A 22,212-nucleotide genomic window follows, 5' to 3' on the forward strand; every position below is an offset into this window, starting at 1 on the left:
GAGGAAAGGAACATGTGAATGAGACGCCGCGGGACACTTTCTTTTTTTGCCAAGACCATTATATCTTCTTTTGTCAGCATCCTGCTGGTAGGAATGATATTGACTATCGCCAATGTGGAAATTCAGCGGCGTCTGGCGCTGGACAGTCTGTATCAGCAATCCTATGGCGTTGCGGCCATGGCAGAAAGTTTACTGCGAACTGCGGACGTTGAGGGAGTTGCTGCAAATCCGGCCAGTTCTGGGGAAGAGGCAAAACGGATAGTGGAGGCGCTGAACTCCGTATCCGCCAATAATCCCAATGTCGCTCAGGTGTATCTCTTTGGACCAAAACCAGTGGAAGGCAAAAGTCTGGTGCTCGCCACACCAACCCATTTAAGCGAGCAGGGTTTGACGCCCGGGACGCTATACGAAAATCCGGAGACGATTCAGACGGCGATTAATGATGCTGTCCAAAACCGGACCCCGTCCAAGACAAAAGCTTACACCGACGACTACGGGACATGGGTCAGCGTTATACGGCCTATCATTGGGAGCAGCGGGGAAGTGGTGGCTGCCATGGGGATGGATGTGGATGCCGATATCCTGAATGACAACATCCGCAAAATTTGGATTCGCTCACTGCTCATTCTGGCGCCGGTACTGGCGGTTCTGCTCGCCTTCCAGTTCCTGGCCACACGCCGCACGCTTGCTCCGGTAAAAGACCTGTTCCGGGCGATTGACGAGGTAAGCGAAGGCAACCTGTCCGTATCGCTCCGTACGGACCGCAGCGATGATTTTGGCGTTCTGAACCGCAAATTTGCCGCGATGGCGGAGGAGCTGCGCAGGATGATTTCGGGCGTGCAGGACAAAGCGGCGACGGCTTCCTCTTCGTCGCAGGGCCTCGCGGACACGGTCGCTAACAACATTGAGGCGCACCAGGCAATTAACGAGACGATTCGATCGATTGCGGCCGTAGCCGCTTCCCAGGAGCAGTCGGCTTCCGAAAGCGCCCGGGTGATGGAAGAGATGTCGAAGGGAATCCAGAGCTTTGCCGAGACGGCCTATGAAGTGTCGGAATCCGCAAGAGAAATGCAGCGGGAAGCGGGTCAAGGCATGGAATCCATCCAGCGGCTTGTACGCCAGATGTCTACGATCAGCGAAACGGTCCATCAATCGGCTGACAAGGTCCACGCGCTGGAGTCGAGATCGGCGCAGATCGAAGAGATGACAGGGCTGATTACGGGAATCGCATCGCAGACAGATCTGCTGGCGCTGAATGCGGCGATTGAGGCGGCCCGGGCCGGCGAGGCAGGACGCGGATTTTCCGTCGTCGCCGGGGAGGTCCGCAAGCTGGCGGATCAGTCGGCGCAGGCTGCCGGCCGGATCGCCGAAGTGCTGTCGCTCATCCGGCACGAGACGGAGGAGACGGTCCGCCTGATGAACGCGGGGCTGCGTGAAGTGAACGAAGGCCGGGAGCTCACAAGCGGAACCGACGCGGCTTTTTCTAAAATCAGCGGAGTGATCCGGACGGTTACCGCCCAGACGGAGGAAATGTCCGCTGTAACCCAGGAAATGTCGGCAAGCTCGGAGGAGGTATATGCTTCCGTAACCGAGCTGGCAACAACGGCGCAGACCGCCGCTCAAGGCGTGCAGGAAATTGCGGGTTCATCGGAGCAGCAGCTGCAGTCGCTCGCCTCCATCTCCGATGCGGCCGATGGCTTGAAACGAATGTCCGGGGACCTGGAGGAGCTGACCTCGAAATTTAGAGTGTAATCAAAGGGCAACACAGATTAGAACAGGCGAATGTGGCCTCGCAGGCAGGTTTTTATAAATAAAAATTGTTGGACGGATTCTCATCCAAACTTTCGCGTTTGCGCATGGATCTGGGTGGGGGAGAAGGAGGGGGCCGGGATTATTGACAAGATGTGGCGAAAAAGGGCAAAACCTTCTTCCCGCTCCTTCCCTGATTGCCTGCCTTTGTATGCCTGCAAGGCATTCCGCCCGCGGTGAACGTGGTATTCAACCAGGGAACATGGCTCACGATAGGTATGCAGATGCGCGCTAAGTTACAGTGAGAACCACACCAATTCCTTAAGCGTAAGCTGTTCTAAAAGCCTTAAAAGCAAACGGCAGCCGGACATGTTACTGCATCCAAAGGCGGACGCCCAAAGATGCATCGGGACGCGGGTCATGCGACTTTAAACTTATTGTTACGACATGAAATATTAGGTATGATTCAGGTAACTCGATAGGGAAATTATCCCATTTAATTGGAAAAGTCCCGATTATCAAAATTTTTACATAAAGAAGGTGCTGGTTCATGAAGGTTCATGTTACGGATCTCAAACTTGGCGATTGTCTCACTACAGATACGTTTAACCGCGTAGGTCTGCATATTCTCCCTCGCGGGACTAGTCTGCAGAAGGAGGAAATCGCCCTGCTGATCCGCCACAGCATCGACTATGTGGATATTGAACGTTCCGGCGGCTCGGAGCATCCGGCGTTTTTTAAAGTCGAAGGCAATCTCCAGGCTGTGCTTGATCTGGCGGTTCAGGGATATGAGTCGATTTTTCTGGAGTCGCTGACGCAGGGCAAATTCACGGCTTCCATGGTGAACGATACCCTGCAGCCGCTTTTGGAGAGTCTGGAAGGGCAAAAGGATGTCGTGACGCTGCTGCTGATGCTGGAGCGCGATAACGTGGACGCTTATAACCACTCGCTGCAGGTCGGCTTGTTGTCCTACTACCTTGCGGGTTGGCTCGGCCACTCCAAAAAGGAGCAATACGAAATCAGCAAAGCCGGCTACCTGCATGACATCGGTAAAAGCCAGCTGCCCGCCTCGATCCTGAATAAGGAAGGCGAGCTTACTGCGGAAGAACAGGAAGAGATGAGACGGCATCCCGAATACGGTTACGGGATTATCCGCCGCTCGCTGAATGATGAGATTACGGCAAAAGTCGCGCTGCAGCACCATGAATTTGGCGACGGTTCGGGATATCCCCGGGGCTGCGGCCGGTCCGAAATTCATCCGTACACCGAAATTGTCAGCGTGGCGAACGTATTTATCGGACTCAGCACCTCGAACAGCCAGCGGCAGAAATCAAGTTACCTGTCCGTTTTGCGCCAGGTGCGCGATATGAGTTTTGGCCAGCTGAACGGCAATGCGGTGCAGGCGCTGATCAACCATCTGATGCCGAATTTTATCGGGAAAAGCGTGCAGCTCAGCAATGGAGAAACCGGCACAATCATCATGAACAATCCGCTGGATATTTTTAAGCCGCTGGTCAAAGTGGAGACAAGCTTCCGCGATTTATCCAAAGAACGGGATCTGGTGATTGAGGAAATGTATATTTAACCGGAGTTTCTGTTATCATTTTAAGGCGTAAACGGCCGGCGTCTTGCTAACCCAAGGCGCCGGTTTTTTAATTCGTCAAGGAAGCGGCCCGTCCAGTACCAGGGTCCGTTCCGTGACTCTCAAGAGCTTCTTTTAGATGGAATTACTGGTTGTGTTCAAACTTGTTCACAGAATTTTCGGGAACCTGGACGAAGCGGAAAACGTAGAATTTCGGGATAAGCAAGCTCAGAAGAGACAAGGAGAATTGGAAATGAACGCACAAATTCAGCTGGGGCAGTTGAAACAGCTGCGCGACGAACTCACCCGTTTTATGATGACCTACAAGTTTGCACTTGAAGAAATGGAGACCAAAATCGGAATCCTGAAGCAGGAATTTCAGACCCTGCACGACTACAGCCCAATCGAACATACGAAATCCCGGCTGAAATCGCCGGAGAGCATAATGAATAAAATGCTTCGCAAGCAAATCGAACCCAGCATCGCCAGCATCCGCGCGAATATCCGCGATATCGCCGGCCTGCGGATTACCTGCTCATTCCTGTCCGATATTTACCGGATTAGCGAGATGCTGCAGCAGCAGGACGATCTGACCGTCCTGGAAGTAAAGGATTATATTGCGAATCCGAAGCCAAACGGCTACCAGAGCCTGCATCTGCTGGTGGAGGTCCCTGTCTTTATGTCGGACCGCACGGAGCGGGTTGGGGTGGAAGTGCAGATCCGGACGATCGCGATGGATTTTTGGGCCAGTCTGGAGCACAAAATTTTTTATAAGTACAACAAAACCGTCCCCGAGCGGCTGACCCGGGAGCTGAAGATGGCTGCTGACTCGGCGGCGGCGCTCGACCGGCAGATGGAGCGGCTGCATCACGAAATCCGCGAGATCAAAGACGAAGACGAGGACGATTCGATCGAAGAACTGCGCCGGATTATTATGGGCAACCAGCAGTTTAATCTGCCGGCCCATTTTATCAAACTGCTGAATGAAGCATAGGCGTCAGGCATAAACACTGGCAGTCTCTTTCGGTGCAGGAATGGCAGCGTCTCAGGCGCTGAAACCGCAGAAGCAGGAGTCACGGAGAAATCCGGACACCGGCTTCTTTTTTATATTTTGTTAATAACATATTGATAAAAAGAAAAATCTGTGTTATCTTTTACTTAATAACAAATTGTTAATAAGTAATGCAGCTTCTGCTCCAGGATACCATGGCAGACCAGCCGAGGGGCAACAAGCCGCAGAGAGAGGACGGGATCGCGATGTTTGGTATTCGATACGTGAAGTTTCAACCAAGTGAATATGTGATGAAAATGAAAAATGGGAAAGTGGTCAAGGAAGGCATCGGGTTGTCGTTTTATTACTATGAGCCGACTACTTCGGTGGTTGTTGTTCCGGTGTCTTCGATTGACGTACCCTTCATGTTCGAAGAAATGACAAGCGATTATCAGACCGTAACCGTGCAGGGACAGCTGACCTACCGGATTGTGGATTACAAGACGATTACCCGCATCATGAACTATACGTACAATTTGAAGAAAAACGCCTATCTGTCGGAAGACCCGGGCAAGCTGGCCCAGCGGGTGATCAATATTACGAAGGTGCTCGTCAAAAAACAGCTGGAACGCATGCCGCTAAGAGAGGCGCTGCAGTCGACCGAACGGCTGGCTCAGGGAACCACCGCCCAGATCGGCTCCCACCCCGAAATTACGGCGCTGGGGATTGAGCTGCTTGGACTGTCCATCCTGGCGGTGCTGCCGAACAAGGAGACGCTGCGGGCGCTGGAAGCGGAGGCGAGGGAGGAAATTCTGCGCAGCGCGGACGATGCGCTTTACATCCGCCGCAACGCCTCGATCGAACAGGAGCGCAAAGTCCGGGAAAACGAGCTGAACACCGAAATTGCCGTGGAGACGAAAAAGAAGCAAATCCGCGAAACCCAGCTGGAAGCGGAACGGACGGTAAAACGGAAGCAAAACGAGATGAAGGAAGAACAGCTTCGCTTCGACACGGAGCTTGAGGAAAAGAAACAGCAGCTGGTTGAACTGGCCGCCGCCAACGAACGGGCACGGGCCGATGCAAAAGCGTATGAGCTTACCGCCGTGATGGGTGCACTGCGTGAAGTTGAGCCGAACGTGCTGCAGTCGATGGCCAACCTGGGCATGCAGCCGGATAAGCTGATTGCGATCGCTTTCCAGGAGCTTGCTGAAAATGCGGGCAAAATCGGGCAGCTGAACATTACGCCCGACCTGCTGCAGGGTCTGATGAATGCTCCCGCGCAAGCGGTGAACGGCCGGGGAGGCGGGGCTCGATGACCCAGCGTAATTCAGACCGCAAGCTGATTGTCGTGAAACGGAAAACCCGGCTGGAAGAGCTGATTGTCCGCTATAATACGGTGCAGCAGGCGAAGTTCTACATCGAGCGGCTGGGCGCGGATTTTGAGGAATACGCCGCCGAAGACGAGCAGTACCGCAGCTCGCTTAAGGCTGCGGTGCAGAGCCTGGAAGCGGCGGGCCGCGTGCAGGTGCTGGACCGGACGCATGTGCCGAATTTTATTTTTGGGGCGGGGGATACGGTGGTGGTGGTCGGCCAGGACGGCCTGGTTGCAAATACATTGAAGTATCTGAATGCGCAGCCGCTGATCGGCATTAATCCCGATCCGCTGCGGTACGAAGGGGTGCTGCTGCCCTTCACCGTCAAGGATTTGCCCGTTATCGTGCGGGACGTGCTGCAACAGCGGCGGACGGTTCGGGAAGTCACGCTGGCGATGGCTCGTTTGAATGACGGGCAGGTGCTGTACGGCGTTAACGATCTGTTTGTCGGCCGCCGCACCCACGTGTCCGCCCGCTATGAGCTGAAGCAGGCGGACACGGGCGAAAGACAGTCCTCCAGCGGCGTGATCGTCTCGACCGGGCTGGGCTCGACCGGGTGGCTGCGCAGCGTGCTTGCAGGTGCGGCCGGGATCGTGCGCGGCTCACAGCGGCTAGCGGCGGCAGGCGGAAACCCGGAAGGCCGCGGTACGCAGCACAGTCCGGCCTCGCCCGGCGGCTTTATGCTTCCATGGGACGCGCCGGAACTGCTGTATTCGGTCCGGGAGCCTTTTCCCACGCAGACGACCGGCGCGTCGATGGTGTTCGGCAGCGTTGATGCCCGCCGTCCCCTGCGGATCGTCTCGCAAATGCCGGAGGACGGCGTGATTTTTAGCGACGGGGTGGAAAGCGATTATCTGGAATTCAACGCCGGCGTCGAGGCCTGGATTGGTCCGGCAGACAAGCGGGGCCGGCTGGTCGTATAAAGGGGGACTTGCCCATTCAGAATAAGGGCGGTGTCTGAGATAAGTCTTTAGTGCGCAGCAAAACACCAAGGCGTTCGGACATTCATATCGGGCATGTATACGTTTAAGCCGGCGGGCAGGGAGCAGCTCCTTGCACGCCGGCTTATTGTTTTTTGATGTAAGAGACCAGATCGTTTTAAGCAAATGTACGGGCCAGCGTAATTAGTCCAGTAATTGTAATCACATTCAGCAGGGTGGAGACGAGGACGGTCTGGGCGGCGAAGTCCGGCTCGTTATTATATTCCTCGGCTAAAATAGAGGCATTGACGCCAGTCGGCATGCCGGATGCGATAATCAGCGCCTGGGCGGGTATACCCGATAATCCAAGCGCCAGCACCAAGCCGATGCCGATGGCCGGAGCGACAAGCAGCCGCAGGATCATGCTGAGGTAGATGTCCAGCCTGTACAGCCGCAGAGGGTACTTGATGATCTGCGCGCCCAGCGTAAGCAGCGCCACTGCTACCATCGACTGCTGCGCGTAAGTCAGCGGCTGGGCAAAAAAACCGGGCAGCGGCACATCCAGCGCCCGCATCAGCAGGCCCAGCGCAAGGGCATAAGGCACAGGCATTTTGAGAAAACCGATCAGCACCACGCTGTAACGCCCGCTCAGCTTCGCCCGCTGGATCGAAATGACGCCGTAGGTGAAGGTCAGCAGGCTCTGAAGCGACATAATTAAAGCCTGCAGTGAGGCGGCAAGCGGATCGCCGCGGAAAGCCAATTCGTTGACCGGCATCCCGTAGTTTCCCGCATTATCCAGCAGCACGCTGTTCGTAAAAGCGGCCCTCATCCCCGACTTGTATTTAAGCAGACGGGTTACGGCAAAGGAGAAGCCGTAGAGGATGGTGATATACAGCGCATAAAACAAAACGATCGTGCCCAGCAGTCCGGAGGACATTTCCGACTGGTACAAGCTCATAAAGACGGCCGCCGGGGTAATATAATAAAAATTGATTTTGGCTAAAGTATAGAGGTCAAGCTTAAACAGCCGCTGCAGCAGCGAGCCGGCGCCTATCAAAATGAATACGGGCAGCACCACTTGGATCAAAATATCTACTATCATCACCCGGACCCGCTTTCTGTTATCATAATGGAGAAAATGGTTTTTTACCCGGCCATTATATCATAATCTGCGTTTTGATAGAATCAGGATGATCTTCACGAGATACGCCGTTTCCGGTTTGCCGGACTTTAGGCGATAGGCGGAGAGAGACGAGAGAATGAAGACAGGAGGCACCGCCATGGCCAAAAAAGAAGTTTCTGCCCTATATTTCTACACCTTGCATGCCCTGATAGGAGGGTTAATCCTTGCCTTGTCCCTGCAAATTGCAGGCGGCGGGCTGTCGCTGGCCGGTTTGTTTAACTCCGGTCCCGAGATTGCTGCGGTAGGCCACCGCGGCGCCTCGGCATATGCCCCCGAGAATACGCTTGCTTCCTTCCGGCTGGCCCAGCGGATGGGCGCAAATTATTTGGAGATGGATCTGCAGCTTACAAGAGACGGCGAAATCGTGCTGATGCATGACGAGACAGTGAACCGGACCACAAACGGACGGGGACGGGTGAACCGGATGACCCTGGAGCAGCTCAAGAAGCTTGATGCAGGAGCCTGGTTTAACAAAAAACACCCGATGTATGCCCGCGAGGAGTATGCGGGAGAAAAAGTGCCAACTTTACGGGAAGTGTTCGAGGAATTTGGTGACGAGGTCCACTACATGCTGGAGACGAAGGAGCCGGCGGCATCGCCGGGACTGGAGGCTAGGCTGGTTGAACTGGCCAAGGAATATCGTCTGGAAGACCGGGTGGCGGTTCAATCATTCAGTAAGGACAGCTTGCGCACCATCCACACGCTGAGTGACAAAATTCCGCTGTTTCTGCTGATCTGGCACAACAACCAGGCGAATATTTCCGACAGGGAGCTGGCGGAGTTCGCCCGGTACGGGACAGGAATTGCTTCGAACTTTCAGCGGCTGAACCGGGAGTACGTGGAAAAGGTGAAATCCGCCGGCCTGTTGGTGTATGCTTATACCGTAAACTATCAGGTGAACATGGCGAAAGCGGTAGGCTGGGGAGTGGACGGGGTTCACACCGATTATCCCGACCGGCTGACGGAAGTGATTGAGGCCGCTAACGAGTAAGCGGCGAACCGGAAACAATGTAATTGAGGCCGCTAACAAGTAAGAGGCGAACCGGAAACAATGTAATTGAGGCCGCTAACGAGTAAGCGGCACGCCGGAAAAAAAGGATTGGGGCCGCAAGCGAATAGTCGATGTGCCGGAAACACATCCCGCAGGTGCGGCCGGAAACGAACATCGCCGAGCTGCCGGAAGCGCATCTGCGCCGATGTACGGGGATACCCACCTCGCGCGAGCCGCGTCCGAAAACACACACCGCCGAGGTGATGGCCCCGCCTCCCGCACCGGGCTGGTAATCGCCGTACACCGCACCGCCGCCAGGTTCGTGTAAGAATGAGGAGGAAAAGGAATGAAGAAGTGGATCAGGCAATGGATACCGGTGTTAGGGATCGCGTTTGTGCTGAACCTCGGAATCCGGGCTTATGTAGCCGAGGCAATGAGCGTTCCGACCGAGTCGATGCTGCCGACCATCCAGGTTCATGACCGGGTTATCGTGGAGAAAATGCTTTGGCTGACCAAACTGAAGCACGGCGATATTGTCGTCTTCCGGCCGACGGTCAGCGGCGAGGAGGGAAAACGGTTCGTAAAGCGGCTGATCGGCCTGCCGGGCGATACGGTCGAGATCAAGAACGGACAGTTGTACCGGAATGACCAACCTGTGGAGGAAAGCTACATACCGGAGCCGATGACTTACAATTTTGGCCCCGTGACCGTACCGGAACGGCATTATTTCTTTTTAGGGGACAACCGGAACGTGAGCTATGACGCCCATTTATGGCCGGACCCGTTTATCCCGGAGGAGCGTTTAGTCGGGAAGGTGTTATTCGAGCTGCCGACTCATTTGCTGTATTGACCGTCTGGAAGATGCGGGCAGCGGACAGGGAAAAGGGATCAGGAAATTTGTCGATAAAAGAAGGTCTATGACGAATCCGGGCCGAATATAGAGAATGGATCACAGATCTATTGTCCGGACCGGAGGAGAAATGGATGAAACGCGGCATCAAAACGATCATGATCTCCGCGGCAGCCCTTCTTGCCCTTATTTCTGTCTTGGCTTATGCGGATTACCGGTCCGTCCGGATCGGGAATGAATCCGGCCCTGTGCTGTACCGCCGGCTGCTGGGAGCATTGAGCGAGGGGCCGGTACTGCGCATGCGGGACATCACCCCGTTTGAATGGGACCATCTCTATGTATTCCAGCCTTATACAACAAGAGGACAAATGGAACAAAAGGTAGGCCGCAGGTGGACGACAAGCCGGTCGTTTGCGGCTTACGTGGCCGAGCGGCTGCGCCTGGGAAATGATCCGCTGAAGGACGCTACGCAGCAGAAGCTGGTCTTCGTCAAACAAGGGATCGTCGTGGCTGAGGTAACGCTCGACCGGACCGAAAGCGACTTTGTGCCCGCGCTTGAGCCGCTGACCCCCGAGACGGCCGCTTTTGTCGTGGAAGGCCACCGGATTTTGCCGGAGGAGCGGCGTCCGTGAGTGCCTTTTGCCGCCACTGGCCAGCCGACAAAATATTTCACCTATAACTCCATTAAGTATTTCCGGCCCGGTTTTCTAGTGCGAAGTTAGGCGTGCACTGAAAGTCGGGCTTGTTACTATTTATTGATTAATTGCTGAATGAGATGTTTTCAGAGGTGGGCAGACGTATGACGCGCGGGCCGGACATTTAGCGCGTGTTTGTTTTTTTGTATATAATACTTGTAATGTCTATGTGAGATGTCATCCAATCTATAGTCAACAATCAATCTCTACAAATAATATGGGTAATGGCATAAGCCAAAGGCTCCACCTTAAAGGGGTGCATCATGTCGAAGCATTCACCGAACCCTGCCAACCGCAAAAAGGTCAGTTTGACCACCCTTCTGACCGGACTCGTTACACTGGCGGTGATCCTAACACTGACCATTGTGCTGATCGCTTCTTATCAATCCGAGAAACGCTCGTTAATCTATACGAATCTCGTCCAGAATTATGCCAGCGCCGAAAGAATGAGCCAGACGATGGCAACCTTGTTCCACTCCATGAAAGACAGTCTGGAGTATGTAGCCGCCGAATATCCTCGTTTGTCGCAGCAGCCGGAAGCCATTGAAGGTTACTTGGAGCTGATGCGCAGCAGCAGTAATTATTTTAACTCGGTTTCAATTATCAGCGAGGATGCTAAGCTGCGGTATTTGGCGCCCGCTTCAATCGCTACATCGTCACCAAAGCCGGTTTCGCCGGATTTACGGCAGGCTTTGAATATTAAGGAGCCTTTCATTTCCAAACCGTATTATTCACCGGTCACGGGAAAACTGCTGGTATTCATGAGCCATCCGCTTTACAGTGCGGACGGGACCTACCAAGGCATAGTAGGCGGAACGCTTTACCTGCAGGAGATGAATGTGATTAATATGATTTTTGGGAACAATGCCGCCAATCCGGATTCCTATTATTATGTGGTCGATTCGGATGGCTATCTGCTGTATCATCCTGACAAAAACCGGATTGGGGAGGATGTCAGCCGCAATCCCGTCGTACATAAGCTTATCCGCGGCAGCAGCGGCAAGGAACGTATGGTCAATACCCGGGGGATTCCGATGATCGCAGGTTATTCCCGGGTTGCCGCAAACGGTTGGGGAGTCGTCGTTGTCACGCCGCTGCGGGTCGTTCAGGAACAATTGTTTAAGAATTTGCAAAAGATCCTCATCTATATGCTGATTCCGTCCGGGATTTTGCTGATTGCGGTCACCATGGTGGCCAGGCGGCTGGCCCGTCCGTTTGTCTTCCTGGCCGATCTGGCGGGCAGCGTGGCTTCAGACGAAATGTCGCTGCCCGCTGCCCGTCCGCATTGGAACCGCGAAGCGGATCTGCTGACCAGGACGGTGTATTCGGCGCTCGAACAGATGCGCAAACAGACGGACGAACTTAAGCGGGATGCAAGCACTGATCCGCTCACCGGTCTTGTGAACCGGAGAGTGCTGGAGCAGCAGCTTGCGGGCTGGGCCGCCGCCGGCCGGCCTTTTTCCGTGCTTGCCGCCGATATTGACCGGTTCAAGCTGGTTAATGATACCCTTGGCCACCAGGCGGGCGATACAGTGCTGCGCGAGACGGCGGAGGTATTGTCCGCTTCCGTCAGACCGGGCGATATCTGCTGCCGGTTCGGCGGAGAGGAGTTTATTATTTTGCTTGCAGGGGCGTCAGTTAAGGCTGCCTATACCGTGGCGGAGCGGATCCGGCTGGCGGTGGAGAATCATGGCACCGGTTATCCGTTCAAAGTTACGGTTTCGCTAGGCATCGCCGCTTACCCGGACCACGCCCTGACTCCGGAAGAACTGATCGCCAAGGCTGATCAGGCGCTCTACCAGGCGAAGGAGCTTGGCCGCAACCGGACGAGGATTGCGGACGATCCGGCCGGGGGTGCGGACAAGCCGGATTAAGATGGCTATCAGGAAATCCGAAACCAACAGCGGCCGGAAGTCCAAATGGACCGCAGTGGATGGCGCAGCCTATCCTGTGCCCTCGCTTCATTGAGACGACCAGGTCCGAATACGTAAGTCATTTCGCCTCCTGTGACGTTGTTAACTGTCATTGTTCTTCCTTTATCCGACAATGAGTTCAACTGTGTGCAAGCTGAAGATAAAGGAAGTGGAAGTCAGAATGATCGCATGGCGGGATTCTTATGACATTGGGGTCGAGAGTATTGATTGCCAGCACCGGCAGCTTCTTGCGAAATTAAACGAGTTTTTTGAAGCATGCGTCAACCAGCAGGGACGGGACAAAATTATGGAGACGCTCGGTTTTTTGAAAGAGTATACGATCGAGCATTTCGGTAACGAAGAGGCGCTGATGGAGAGCATCGACTTTCCCGAACTGAACGCGCACCGCAAGATTCATGCGGATTTTGTGCGGACGGTGCTGGAGATCGAAGAGACGGTGAAGACCAAGGGGACAAGCGTGCTGTCTACGATGAAGCTGAACCGGACGTTGACCGACTGGCTGACGGAGCATATCACCCGCTGCGATAAGCTGATCGGGGAGTGTATTTCGCGGAAAGACGCTTCGGCTTAACCCCCATTTACGCGCAGAAATGAACCAGCCCTTGACCGGGAACTCCGGTAAAGGGCTGGTTTTGTGATTCCCGGTCAGATCGTATCCTGCCAGGCTAGACACATCAGAGTATACCTGCCGCACGCCGGCGTCAAGACCCCGCAGACAAGGTGTCGCTCCGCAGTGAGTCGGGCGACAGCAGCGACTTCTGCTGCCATTTGCGCCCCCGCCAGCGGAAGTAATGAAAGACTCCGCGCACCCACTCGTCGGCGGCATGGGCGATCCAGACACCAAGCACGCCGTAACCCATATGGATGCCCAGAAAATAAGCCAGCGGCGCCTTAATTCCCCACATGGAGATGATCGCCATCATCAGCGGGAACTGTACGTCGCCCGCCGCCCGGAGCGAGTTGATCACCACGTGATTGAAGACGCGGCCCGGCTCCAGTGCGATACAGAGCAGCAGGATGGAGGCGCCGGTCGCGATGACGGCGGGATCGTCGGTGAACAGGTCGAACAGCTGCTGCCGGAACAGATTGCCGACAAGCAGCGCGCCGATCGTAATCAGCAGCGCCCACCGCAGACTGGTCAGCAGCTGGCGGTAGGCTTTTTCCTTTTGCCCCGAGCCGATCTGCCGGGCGACGATAATCTCCGTGCCTTCCCCAATGGCCATGCCGAACAGCATAAAAAAGTAGACGATGCTGTTCGCATACACGTGAGCGGTAACGGCGGTTAGCCCCATCATGCTGACGAACCGGGTGACCACCATGTTGCTGAAGTGGTAGGACAGCCATTCCAACCCGGACGGAATGCCGATTTTCAAAATGGCCCGCAGCTCTCTCCATTTCAGCTGCAGATAATAGACCGGGCGGATCGGCGCTTCCACACGCCGGTAAAGCAGAATAAAAATCGCAATGCACGCGATAATCCGGCTGATAATTGTGCTGATGGCCGCGCCCAAAATGCCAAGCTGCGGCAGACCGAACCAGCCGTAAATCAGCAGCGCGTTGCCGATGAGATGCAGCACGTTCATGCCGATCCCGACAAACATGGTGTCCCGGGTATGGCCGTGCGCCCGGATTACGGGTCCTGCGGTCAGCATCAGCGCTTCAAGGAACAGGGAGCCGCCGACCAGCATCATGTAGACGGCCGCGTCTTCATGCACCCGCTCCGGCACCTCGTAGAATCTCAGCAGCGTGTCGCGGCTGACGATAAACAGCAGGCTGATCGCCAGTCCAAACACGAGGTTGAAGGTCAGTGCGGAGGCCGCGGTGCGGCTGACGGTTTCTTTTTGCCCTGCGCCGAGGAACTGGGCGATGACCACGCCAACACCCAAACCCAGCAGATTAAACAAAATGATGGAGAATTCGATCAGCTGGCGGGAAATACCCACCGCGGAGACGACTTCGTCCGAAATATGGCTGAGCATAAACGTATCGACGGTTCCCATCAGAATGTGGAACAGCATTTCGATGAAGATCGGCCAGGTGATGGCGAAGACGGTCATTTTTTTCATCGTTGAAGCAGATTCTGAGTTCATGGTGACGTTACACGCATTGGCGCCCGGAGGAGATTGAAGATGTGGCATAAATCCCGGGCGTTACTGGCGTTCCTCCTTGTTGATAGGGTTCGCTCAATAAGCATCCTGCTCATTGTACCGCACGTTTCCCCGGTTTGTCTTACACTTTTTAAGCGCACTCTCTTAAAATATCGCAGGATTTTGATTTTTGGACGGGGGGTGGTCTGGGCGGGCGGATCGTGCTATATTGCTGAATAAAGCAATTTTACACCACCATGGCAGGCTCCCCGGCGGCAGCTGTGCCTGGAGGTTCAGAGAGGGGTTACCGGAATGGAACAGGTTATTGAGATGAACGGCGTTTCCTGGAGAAGGGACAGCAAAACCATCCTGTCGGACATTAACTGGCGGGTGCGGAGCGGAGAACATTGGGCGCTGCTTGGACTAAACGGTTCAGGCAAAACGACGATTTTGAATATGATCAACGGGTACATATGGCCGACGAACGGGTCGGTCTCCGTGCTGGGACATCCGTTTGGAACAGTGGATCTGCGCGAGCTGCGCAAGTCGATCGGCTGGGTCAGCTCATCGCTTCAGGAACGGATTCGTCCAAGCGAGCTGGCGGAATCGGTTGTAATCAGCGGCAAACACGCCTCCATCGGTCTTTACGTCAAAGTCGGCGAGGAGGACCAGGAAAAAGCGCAGAGGCTGATGACTGAACTGGGCGCCGGGCACCTGGCGGGACGGGCCTACCAGACCTGTTCGCAGGGGGAAAAACAAAAGCTGCTGATCGCACGGGCCCTGATGGCCCGGCCGAAGCTGCTTATTCTCGACGAAGCGTGCAACGGGCTGGATTTTTTGTCCCGGGAAGCGCTGCTGTCCAGCGTGGCCAAATTGGCGGAAGGCGAAGATGCCCCAACGCTGCTGTTCGTTACGCATCATATTGAAGAAATTTTGCCGGTTTTCAGCCATACGCTGCTGCTCCGGCGCGGTCAGGTGTTTGCCCAGGGACCATCGGCAGAGGTGCTTAGCAGCGGAATGCTGTCCGATTTCTTTGAAACGCCGGTGCAGGCGAGCCGCCAGAAGGACCGGTTTTGGCTGTCAGTACCTGATCATTGATTCCTTGTACTCTGTTCCCTGTGGCTCTTCTTGAAGCTCAGTTGTGTCCGCACACCTATACGTATCTCGGGAGAACGAGGAAGGCCATAGGGGCTGGTCTGTGCTGGGGAGCGGCTGCGCAGCAATAGGTTTTGCGTTGCTCCGCTTTTCAGGTAAACTGGTGGACAGGAGGCGGGTAGACAATGCAGATTATCCAGACACAGGAGGCCGTGCAGCAGTGGTCCAAGTCCGGCGGCCGGCTAAGCGGCATTTTCAGCCGCGAAGTGCTGGAAGCGATGGAGCTGCGCCGTTATACGCACGGCGAGACGCTGTGCAGCGTCGGCGACCGGCTTGACGGCCTGCTGGTGCTGGTTGAAGGCAAGCTGAAAATTCATACCCTGCTGCCCAACGGCAAGTCGATGCTGATGCGTTTTGCCCGGCCGGTGTCCGTGATCGGGGATGTGGAGCTGATGAACGAATATCCGGTAAAAAATCAGGTGGAAGCCGTCGGCGACTGCCTGCTGCTGCATGCCGGCCGGAAGCTGCTGCTCGGCGAAATGGAGAGCAATCCGGCGTTCCTGCGCTTCCTGGTGGGGGAGCTGAGTCACAAGCTCTACACCTTGGGCCAGTCTTCCGCAATCAATCTGCTGTATCCGGTCGAGAACCGGTTCGCCAGCTATCTGCTGTCGCTGATGACGGATAATGAAGGCGGGAAGCGGCGGGAGGAGCTGTCCACCTCCAGCATGACAGAGACGGCGGAAATGCTCGGCACCAGCTACAGGCATCTGAACCGTGTCGTCCGCAGGTTCGCGGAAGAGGGCATTATCGAACGCAGGCGGGGCAGGCTGATTGTGCTGGATGAAGCGCGGCTGACGGATTTAGCAAGCGGCAATATGTATGAATAGCGGAGTTCGGGATTCTTTGCACAAAAGGCAGCTGCCGCCGTTTCCCACGGCGATAGCTGCCTTTTTCAGATTATATAACGGATTCCGGTAAACCCGTATTGGCAATCCTCCGGTTGGAGGTTGGCATACGTGCTGGCTTAATTGCCCGCAGCCGGCGTCAAACCGGCTTCTTTAAGCAGCTGCCGCAGCTCGTCAGGCTGGTAGCCCTTGACCGCCCGGCCGCCGGCAACAGTAACAGGGATGCCCATAAAACCGAGCTTTTCGACTTCCTCCTGATATGCAGCGCTGGCCATGACATCACGCACCTCGTACGGAATGCCTTCGCTCGCCAGCATTTGTTTGACCCGGCTGCAGTCGCTGCAGCCGTCAGTGGAGTAGACGATAACCTGCGCGCTCATTCGCTGACGGCCCCTTTGATCGCGGATTGCGTGATTTTCCAGTGCGAAGCGTTCCAGCGCACATCGCCGTTTTCCACCAGGAAAATTTGCGGGGACTCATGCTTGATGCCAAAATCCTCCGCGATTTTGTTGGACAGCGGACGGTCTTCAATCACATGAACGATTGCTGCCGGCGTATCATTGTCGCGGGCGTAAGCCTGGAATTCTTCGTAAGCCTTGGCGCTGATCGGGCAGGTCGTGCTGTGCTTGAACAGCAGCTTTTTGCCGGGCTGGGACAAATATTGTTCCAAATCCTGTTCGGAGTGGAGCTGTTGGATGGACATTCAAATCACCTTCCTATTTATAGTTACTGGTTACTTGTAATCTTGATTGTAGCATAGATTAAATTTAATGCAATTCAGGCTGGGGAAGCGGCTAAAGCGCGCCGCCTGCCGTCGGCCTGACAGACTGCCGCTCAAACCTGCGGCTCAAACCCGGGGCGGTGCCGTCGATGCCCGGATCAGCAGCTCGGACGGCAAAATGATCCGGCGCAGCGGCTGCAAAGAATGCTGCGGCTGGCCGCCTTCAATCCGTTCGATCAGAAGGCGCATGCCAAGCTGCCCGAACTGGTAAGCGGGCTGGGCAGCGACCGTGAGGAACGGGTTAATTGCCTCCGCCGGTCCGAGGTCATCGAAGCAGACGACCGACATGTCGCGCGGAACGTCCAGTCCTCGTTCCCGCAGCCGCCGGATCACGCCAACCGCCAGCAGGTTGTTTGCCGCAAAAATAGCGGTTGGCGGCTCGGGCCGGTCCAGCAGCGTATCAAGCGCCGATGCATCCTGGAGCTCCCGGTACCCGTGATGGATCACCAGCTCTTCATCCAGCGGCACATTCGCCAGCAGGTGCGCTTCGCGGTAGCCGGCATGGCGGAGCCGCGCGGTGGAAGCGTCCGGCGCGCCGCCCATCAAGGCGATCCGCTTGTGGCCCAGTCCGATCAGATGCTCCACCAGCCGCCGGGCGCCGTCCCGGCTGTCGCCGAGCACAAGGTCGCTGTCCATGCCGGGGATTTCGCGGTCCAGCAGCACAAACGGAATGCCGTGATTTTGCAGCAGTTGCAGATGCTCCGCCGAACGGTCGCCCGCCGGGGAAAACAGCACCCCGTCTACCCGGGTGGAAAGGATCATGTCGACGTAATCTTTTTCCTTGGCGTAATCTTCATCGCTGTTGCCGAACAGCAGCTTGTAGCCGGCCTGTTTAGCGATATCCTCGGCTCCCCGGGCCAGCGTTGTATAAAACGGGTTGGTAATATCGGTAATCAGCAGGGACAGCATCTTTGTCTTCTGCAGCACCAGGCTTCGGGCCATCGAATTTGGCACATAATTCAATTCTTCCATGACCTTCTTGACCCGTTTGCGCGTCGCGTCGCTGATCCTGCCTGTGTTATTGATAACTCTGGAGACGGTCATGGCGGACACGTTGGCTTTCTCCGCTATGTCGTAAATGGTGACCACCGCGCATCCCCCTTTCTGCTCTCTACTGCGGTCCTGAGCGTTTGCCGCTCGTCATTGTTCTCCATTGTATCTTAAGAAAAGGATTGACAGCAAGAGTCCAGACTGTTAATTTTGAGTTATCGGTAACACTAATTTAAGAAAAGAGTTGATGGATGGTGCTGAAAGGGATTCCCCCGATTCTGTCGCCTGAGCTGCTGAAGGTGCTGGCGGAGATGGGGCATGGGGACGAGATTGTTTTGGCGGACGGCAACTTCCCGGCGGCAAGCCATGCCAGGCGGCTGATCCGCTGTGACGGGCACGGGATGCCGGAGCTGCTCGAAGCCGTGCTTACCCTGTTCCCGCTTGATACTTACAGCAACAGTCCCGCCGCACTGATGGCGGTTGTTCCTGGCGATAACGTAGAAACGCCGATCTGGGACGTGTACAGGGAGCTGATCGGGAAGCAGGGCGATTTTCGCATCGAGAATGTAGAACGCTTTCAATTCTATGAGCGGGCCAAGGCGGCTTATGCCGTTGTTGCTACGGGAGAGAAGGCGCTGTACGCAAATCTGATTTTGACGAAAGGCGTTGTGTGACAGGGGTACTGCTGCAAGTTTGGAGTTATCGATAACTTTCATAAACGGAGGAATCAATCCATGACAAATCAGGACGTAAGATGGAAACAAGGTTTTCCCAAGATCGGAATCCGCCCGACAATCGACGGACGCCGTATGGGGGTACGCGAATCCCTTGAAGACCAGACGATGAACATGGCGAAGGCGGTCGCCGAGCTGCTGAGCGCCGAGCTGAGATATCCAAACGGCGAACCGGTTGAATGCGTCATCGCGGACAGCACGATTGGCGGAGTGGCCGAAGCGGCGGACTGTGCCTCGAAGTTCGCGAAGGAGGGCGTTGGCGTGTCCATCACCGTAACGCCATGCTGGTGTTACGGAACGGAAACGATGGACATGGACCCGCATACGCCAAAAGCGATCTGGGGTTTTAACGGCACCGAACGCCCGGGCGCGGTTTATCTGGCGGCGGTCCTGTCGGGCCATGCGCAGAAGGGGATTCCGGCTTTTGGCATTTACGGCGAAGACGTGCAGGATTCCGATAATACGGCCATCCCGGCGGATGTCCGCGCGAAGCTGATCGGATTCGCCCGGGCCGGCCTTGCAGCCGCTTACATGCGGGGCAAATCGTATTTGTCCGTCGGTTCGGTTTCGATGGGCATCGCGGGTTCCGTAGTCAACGAGGAGCTGTTCCAGAATTACCTGGGCATGCGGAATGAATATGTCGATATGTCGGAGCTGGTCCGGCGCATCGAAGAGGAAATCTATGATCCGGAAGAACTGAAGCTGGCGCTTGCGTGGGTGAAGGAGAACTGTAAGGAAGGCCCGGACAACAACCCGGAACGTCTGCAGCAGAGCCGGGAGACCAAGGACCGGAACTGGGAGACGGTCGCCAAAATGACGTTGATCGTCCGCGATCTCATGGTTGGCAATCCGAAGCTGAAAGAACTTGGATTTGGCGAAGAGGCGGGCGGCCATAATGCGATTGTATCCGGCTTCCAAGGTCAACGCCAATGGACGGACCATTTTCCGAATGGCGACTTCCTTGAAGCGGTGCTGAACTCCTCTTTTGACTGGAACGGTATTCGTGCGCCTTACTTGGTCGCCACTGAAAACGACAGCCTGAACGGCGTGGCGATGCTGTTTGGTTATTTGCTTACCAATACGGCGCAGATTTTCGCGGATGTCCGAACCTACTGGAGCCCGGACGCGGTGAAGCGGGTCACGGGGCACACCTTGGAAGGCCAGGCGGCGAGCGGCATTCTGCATTTGATCAATTCGGGCTCGGCGGCGCTGGACGGAACGGGCGAACAGTCAAAAGACGGCAAGCCGGTGATGAAGCCGTTTTGGGAGATTACACAGGAGGAAGCGGACAAATGCCTGCAGGCGACCTCGTGGCGCCCGGCTTCGGTTGAGTACTTCCGCGGCGGCGGCTTTTCTTCGGATTTCCTGACCCGCGGCGGAATGCCGGTGACAATGTCCCGGATTAACCTGGTCAAAGGCCTGGGACCGGTGCTTCAGCTCGCCGAAGGCTACACAGTTGATCTGCCGCAGGAGGTGCACGATACGCTCGACAAGCGGACCGATCCGACCTGGCCGACAACCTGGTTTGCACCTGTGCTGACCCATCGCGGCGCGTTCACCGATGTCTATTCGGTGATGAATAACTGGGGCTCTAACCATGGCTCGATTTCTTACGGACACATCGGCGCGGACCTGATTACGCTGGCCTCGATGCTGCGTATTCCGGTGTCGATGCACAACGTGGATGAAAGCCGGATTTTCCGCCCCCGCGTCTGGGGTTCGTTTGGCACAAACGATGCGGAAGCCGCCGATTTCCGCGCATGCCATAACTTTGGACCGTTGTACAAATAAACCGGCGGGCAGGGGATGACTATGGGAACGGGAAACCGGTCTATACACATGCTGGCCGTGGATTTTGGCGCCAGCAGCGGACGGACGATGCTCGGCAGCTTCGACGGATCGAAGCTTGCGCTTGAGGAAGTTCACCGTTTTGCGAACGAGCCGGTACAGCTTGGGGGCACGCTTCACTGGGACTTTCTCCGCTTGTTTCACGAGCTGAAGCGCGGCATTCATGCGCACCGGAGGCTGGCCGGACAGGATCCGGCCTCCATCGCCGTCGACACCTGGGGTGTCGACTACGGGCTGGTGAACGGATCGGGGGAGCTGCTCGGCAACCCGGTCCATTACCGGGATCCGCGAAATGAAGCGGCGATGAAGGAGCTGCTGGAGACAGTTGGCGAAGAGGAGCTGTACCGGAGGTCGGGCGTTATCCCCGCCTCCTTCAATACGGTGTTTCAGCTCTTCGCCGCCCGTGAGCGCCTGGCGGAAGCGGCGGCGGCCGGCTCGGCTGTCCAGCTGCTGCTCACGCCCGACTTGTTCCGGTATTACTTGTCGGGTGACCGGACAACAGAATACACCATTGCCAGCACGACCGGTCTGCTGCGTGCCGGCAGCCGTTCATGGGACAATGATTTGCTGGCAAAGCTGGGGATTCCGGCCTCCGTGCTGGGTGAGGTCGTCCTGCCGGGAACGGCCGGAGGACTCCTTCGGGCGGACATCGCGGATGAGCTTGGCACCGGCCGGTTTAAGGTCATTGCGGCTGCATCCCACGACACGGCGTCCGCTGTCCTGTCGCTTCCTTCGCAGGAGACGGGCAGCGTCTATATCAGCTGCGGCACCTGGTCGCTGATGGGTGTCGAGACGGATCGGCCGGTTATCGACAGCCGCAGCCTAGCCTGGGGTTTTACGAATGAAGGCGCCGCGGACGGCGGCATCCGGCTTCAGAAAAATATCATGGGACTGTGGCTGCTGCAGGAATGCAAACGGCAGTGGGAGCTTGAAGGCGTCAGCATCGGCTATGCGGAGATGCAGGAGTTCGCTGCGGCGGAGAGCGGAAGGATCAGCTACATCGACACGGAAGATCCGGTGTTCCTTCCGCCGGGACGGATGCCGCAGCGAATCGCGGAGTACTGCCGGAGAACCGGGCAGCCGGTTCCGGAAGGACGCGGCGCGCTGGTGCGCTGCGTAGTGGAGAGTCTGGCGATGAAGTTCCGCCAGACGCTGGAAGAGACGGAAGCGCTGACGGGCCGGAAGGCTGGCGCGGTGCATATGGTCGGCGGCGGCATCCACAACAAGCTGCTCTGCAGGCTGACCGCCGATATCTGCGGCCGGACGGTCGTAGCCGGCCCGGCGGAAGCGACCGCAATCGGCAATGTCATGATGCAGGCGCTGGCGCACGGCGAAGTAAGCGGCACCGCCGAAATCCGGCAGGTGGTCCGCGGCTCCTTCCCGCCGGACATTTATTCGCCGGCCGGCGGTGAGGGTTGGGACGCGGCTTACGCGAAGTACCGCAAAGTGTGCGGTATTGATGGCTAAGTTGAGGTCAGCCGATATAGGACTGAATTGAAGTGAA

At 56.2% G+C, this 22,212-nt stretch carries 20 protein-coding genes; 15 read left to right on the plus strand and 5 right to left on the minus strand.

Annotated elements, in window-relative coordinates:
• Nucleotides 1-18 precede the first annotated feature (18 nt).
• The 5 genes from ACE6ED_RS24190 to ACE6ED_RS24210 all read left to right on the plus strand — a co-directional run bounded on the left by ACE6ED_RS24190 (nt 19) and on the right by ACE6ED_RS24210 (nt 6,618).
• On the plus strand, nt 19-1,752 hold the full coding sequence (locus tag ACE6ED_RS24190) for a methyl-accepting chemotaxis protein (RefSeq protein ID WP_410829994.1): 1,734 nt from the start codon (nt 19-21) through the stop codon (nt 1,750-1,752).
• 547 nt (nt 1,753-2,299) lie between these two features.
• Nucleotides 2,300-3,334: an HD-GYP domain-containing protein gene (locus ACE6ED_RS24195; protein ID WP_410829995.1), complete on the plus strand. Its 1,035-nt coding sequence runs from the start codon at nt 2,300-2,302 to the stop codon at nt 3,332-3,334.
• Between the two features lie 250 nt (nt 3,335-3,584).
• Nucleotides 3,585-4,325 carry a GTP pyrophosphokinase gene (locus ACE6ED_RS24200; protein ID WP_410829996.1) on the plus strand — a complete coding sequence of 247 codons (741 nt, stop codon included), beginning with the start codon at nt 3,585-3,587 and terminating at the stop codon, nt 4,323-4,325.
• A 263-nt stretch (nt 4,326-4,588) separates the two neighbouring features.
• Nucleotides 4,589-5,638 carry an SPFH domain-containing protein gene (locus tag ACE6ED_RS24205; protein WP_410829997.1) on the plus strand — a complete coding sequence of 350 codons (1,050 nt, stop codon included), beginning with the start codon at nt 4,589-4,591 and terminating at the stop codon, nt 5,636-5,638.
• Complete coding sequence (locus ACE6ED_RS24210) at nt 5,635-6,618, plus strand: diacylglycerol kinase catalytic domain-containing protein (protein ID WP_410829998.1); 984 nt, start codon at nt 5,635-5,637, stop codon at nt 6,616-6,618. Before ACE6ED_RS24205 ends, ACE6ED_RS24210 begins: the two co-directional genes overlap by 4 nt.
• Nucleotides 6,619-6,793: 175 nt before the next feature.
• On the opposite strand, the gene ACE6ED_RS24215 is transcribed toward ACE6ED_RS24210, so the two are convergent.
• Complete coding sequence (locus tag ACE6ED_RS24215; RefSeq protein ID WP_410829999.1) at nt 6,794-7,717, minus strand: AEC family transporter; 924 nt, start codon at nt 7,715-7,717, stop codon at nt 6,794-6,796.
• 178 nt (nt 7,718-7,895) lie between these two features.
• Between ACE6ED_RS24215 and ACE6ED_RS24220 the strand changes: the two genes are divergently transcribed.
• The 5 genes from ACE6ED_RS24220 (at nt 7,896) to ACE6ED_RS24240 (ending at nt 12,839) form a co-directional block, all read left to right on the plus strand.
• Entirely contained in the window at nt 7,896-8,789 is an 894-nt protein-coding gene (locus tag ACE6ED_RS24220) for a glycerophosphodiester phosphodiesterase (RefSeq protein WP_410830000.1), read from the plus strand.
• A 346-nt stretch (nt 8,790-9,135) separates the two neighbouring features.
• Nucleotides 9,136-9,639 (plus strand): signal peptidase I, encoded by a 504-nt coding sequence (gene lepB / locus ACE6ED_RS24225; RefSeq protein ID WP_410830001.1) that lies wholly within the window; start codon nt 9,136-9,138, stop codon nt 9,637-9,639.
• Between the two features lie 134 nt (nt 9,640-9,773).
• A complete protein-coding gene (locus ACE6ED_RS24230; protein ID WP_410830002.1) occupies nt 9,774-10,271 on the plus strand; it encodes a hypothetical protein in 498 nt (165 codons plus the stop codon).
• A 326-nt stretch (nt 10,272-10,597) separates the two neighbouring features.
• Complete coding sequence (locus ACE6ED_RS24235) at nt 10,598-12,208, plus strand: sensor domain-containing diguanylate cyclase (RefSeq protein ID WP_410830003.1); 1,611 nt, start codon at nt 10,598-10,600, stop codon at nt 12,206-12,208.
• Between the two features lie 220 nt (nt 12,209-12,428).
• A complete protein-coding gene (locus ACE6ED_RS24240; RefSeq protein WP_410830004.1) occupies nt 12,429-12,839 on the plus strand; it encodes a bacteriohemerythrin in 411 nt (136 codons plus the stop codon).
• Between the two features lie 130 nt (nt 12,840-12,969).
• Here the strand turns inward: ACE6ED_RS24240 and ACE6ED_RS24245 are convergent, their stop codons facing one another.
• Entirely contained in the window at nt 12,970-14,334 is a 1,365-nt protein-coding gene (locus ACE6ED_RS24245) for an MATE family efflux transporter (RefSeq protein ID WP_410830005.1), read from the minus strand.
• A 333-nt stretch (nt 14,335-14,667) separates the two neighbouring features.
• Between ACE6ED_RS24245 and ACE6ED_RS24250 the strand changes: the two genes are divergently transcribed.
• Both ACE6ED_RS24250 and ACE6ED_RS24255 read left to right on the plus strand, forming a co-directional pair.
• Entirely contained in the window at nt 14,668-15,453 is a 786-nt protein-coding gene (locus tag ACE6ED_RS24250) for an ABC transporter ATP-binding protein (RefSeq protein ID WP_410830006.1), read from the plus strand.
• 182 nt (nt 15,454-15,635) lie between these two features.
• Nucleotides 15,636-16,337, plus strand: a complete 702-nt coding sequence (locus ACE6ED_RS24255) for a Crp/Fnr family transcriptional regulator (protein WP_410830007.1) — start codon at nt 15,636-15,638, stop codon at nt 16,335-16,337.
• Between the two features lie 137 nt (nt 16,338-16,474).
• On the opposite strand, the gene ACE6ED_RS24260 is transcribed toward ACE6ED_RS24255, so the two are convergent.
• The 3 genes from ACE6ED_RS24260 to ACE6ED_RS24270 form a co-directional block, all read right to left on the minus strand.
• The gene (locus ACE6ED_RS24260; RefSeq protein WP_410830008.1) at nt 16,475-16,735 is read right to left on the minus strand and encodes a glutaredoxin family protein; all 261 of its coding nucleotides are present in this window, start codon (nt 16,733-16,735) and stop codon (nt 16,475-16,477) included.
• Complete coding sequence (gene ytxJ, locus ACE6ED_RS24265) at nt 16,732-17,058, minus strand: bacillithiol system redox-active protein YtxJ (protein ID WP_410830009.1); 327 nt, start codon at nt 17,056-17,058, stop codon at nt 16,732-16,734. Before ytxJ ends, ACE6ED_RS24260 begins: the two co-directional genes overlap by 4 nt.
• A 144-nt stretch (nt 17,059-17,202) precedes the next feature.
• On the minus strand, nt 17,203-18,225 hold the full coding sequence (locus tag ACE6ED_RS24270) for a LacI family DNA-binding transcriptional regulator (RefSeq protein ID WP_410830010.1): 1,023 nt from the start codon (nt 18,223-18,225) through the stop codon (nt 17,203-17,205).
• Between the two features lie 155 nt (nt 18,226-18,380).
• Here ACE6ED_RS24270 and fucU point away from each other — a divergent pair, with 155 nt between their 5' ends.
• From fucU to ACE6ED_RS24285, 3 genes are read left to right on the plus strand one after another with little or no spacing between them, the layout of a single operon-like run.
• Entirely contained in the window at nt 18,381-18,800 is a 420-nt protein-coding gene (gene fucU, locus ACE6ED_RS24275; RefSeq protein ID WP_410830025.1) for an L-fucose mutarotase, read from the plus strand.
• Between the two features lie 60 nt (nt 18,801-18,860).
• On the plus strand, nt 18,861-20,651 hold the full coding sequence (locus tag ACE6ED_RS24280; RefSeq protein ID WP_410830011.1) for an L-fucose isomerase: 1,791 nt from the start codon (nt 18,861-18,863) through the stop codon (nt 20,649-20,651).
• Nucleotides 20,652-20,672: 21 nt separating this feature from the next.
• A complete protein-coding gene (locus ACE6ED_RS24285; protein ID WP_410830012.1) occupies nt 20,673-22,175 on the plus strand; it encodes a rhamnulokinase in 1,503 nt (500 codons plus the stop codon).
• Nucleotides 22,176-22,212 lie beyond the last annotated feature (37 nt).

The organism is Paenibacillus nanchangensis (assembly GCF_046543445.1).
Lineage (GTDB): Bacteria > Bacillota > Bacilli > Paenibacillales > Paenibacillaceae > Paenibacillus_AQ > Paenibacillus_AQ nanchangensis.

Bases quoted from the DNA above. Each gene is read 5' to 3' on its own strand.
- ACE6ED_RS24200 (WP_410829996.1), top strand. From the start codon at position 3,585: ATGAACGCACAAATTCAGCTGGGGCAGTTGAAACAGCTGCGCGACGAA.
- ACE6ED_RS24235 (WP_410830003.1), top strand. From the start codon at position 10,598: ATGTCGAAGCATTCACCGAACCCTGCCAACCGCAAAAAGGTCAGTTTG.
- ACE6ED_RS24250 (WP_410830006.1), top strand. From the start codon at position 14,668: ATGGAACAGGTTATTGAGATGAACGGCGTTTCCTGGAGAAGGGACAGC.
- ACE6ED_RS24285 (WP_410830012.1), top strand. From the start codon at position 20,673: ATGGGAACGGGAAACCGGTCTATACACATGCTGGCCGTGGATTTTGGC.
- ACE6ED_RS24255 (WP_410830007.1), top strand. From the start codon at position 15,636: ATGCAGATTATCCAGACACAGGAGGCCGTGCAGCAGTGGTCCAAGTCC.
- ACE6ED_RS24210 (WP_410829998.1), top strand. From the start codon at position 5,635: ATGACCCAGCGTAATTCAGACCGCAAGCTGATTGTCGTGAAACGGAAA.
- ACE6ED_RS24230 (WP_410830002.1), top strand. From the start codon at position 9,774: ATGAAACGCGGCATCAAAACGATCATGATCTCCGCGGCAGCCCTTCTT.
- ACE6ED_RS24240 (WP_410830004.1), top strand. From the start codon at position 12,429: ATGATCGCATGGCGGGATTCTTATGACATTGGGGTCGAGAGTATTGAT.
- ACE6ED_RS24195 (WP_410829995.1), top strand. From the start codon at position 2,300: ATGAAGGTTCATGTTACGGATCTCAAACTTGGCGATTGTCTCACTACA.
- ACE6ED_RS24215 (WP_410829999.1), bottom strand. From the start codon at position 7,717: ATGATAGTAGATATTTTGATCCAAGTGGTGCTGCCCGTATTCATTTTG.
- ACE6ED_RS24245 (WP_410830005.1), bottom strand. From the start codon at position 14,334: ATGAAAAAAATGACCGTCTTCGCCATCACCTGGCCGATCTTCATCGAA.
- ACE6ED_RS24205 (WP_410829997.1), top strand. From the start codon at position 4,589: ATGTTTGGTATTCGATACGTGAAGTTTCAACCAAGTGAATATGTGATG.
- ACE6ED_RS24190 (WP_410829994.1), top strand. From the start codon at position 19: ATGAGACGCCGCGGGACACTTTCTTTTTTTGCCAAGACCATTATATCT.
- ACE6ED_RS24260 (WP_410830008.1), bottom strand. From the start codon at position 16,735: ATGAGCGCGCAGGTTATCGTCTACTCCACTGACGGCTGCAGCGACTGC.
- ytxJ (WP_410830009.1), bottom strand. From the start codon at position 17,058: ATGTCCATCCAACAGCTCCACTCCGAACAGGATTTGGAACAATATTTG.
- ACE6ED_RS24220 (WP_410830000.1), top strand. From the start codon at position 7,896: ATGGCCAAAAAAGAAGTTTCTGCCCTATATTTCTACACCTTGCATGCC.
- lepB (WP_410830001.1), top strand. From the start codon at position 9,136: ATGAAGAAGTGGATCAGGCAATGGATACCGGTGTTAGGGATCGCGTTT.
- ACE6ED_RS24280 (WP_410830011.1), top strand. From the start codon at position 18,861: ATGACAAATCAGGACGTAAGATGGAAACAAGGTTTTCCCAAGATCGGA.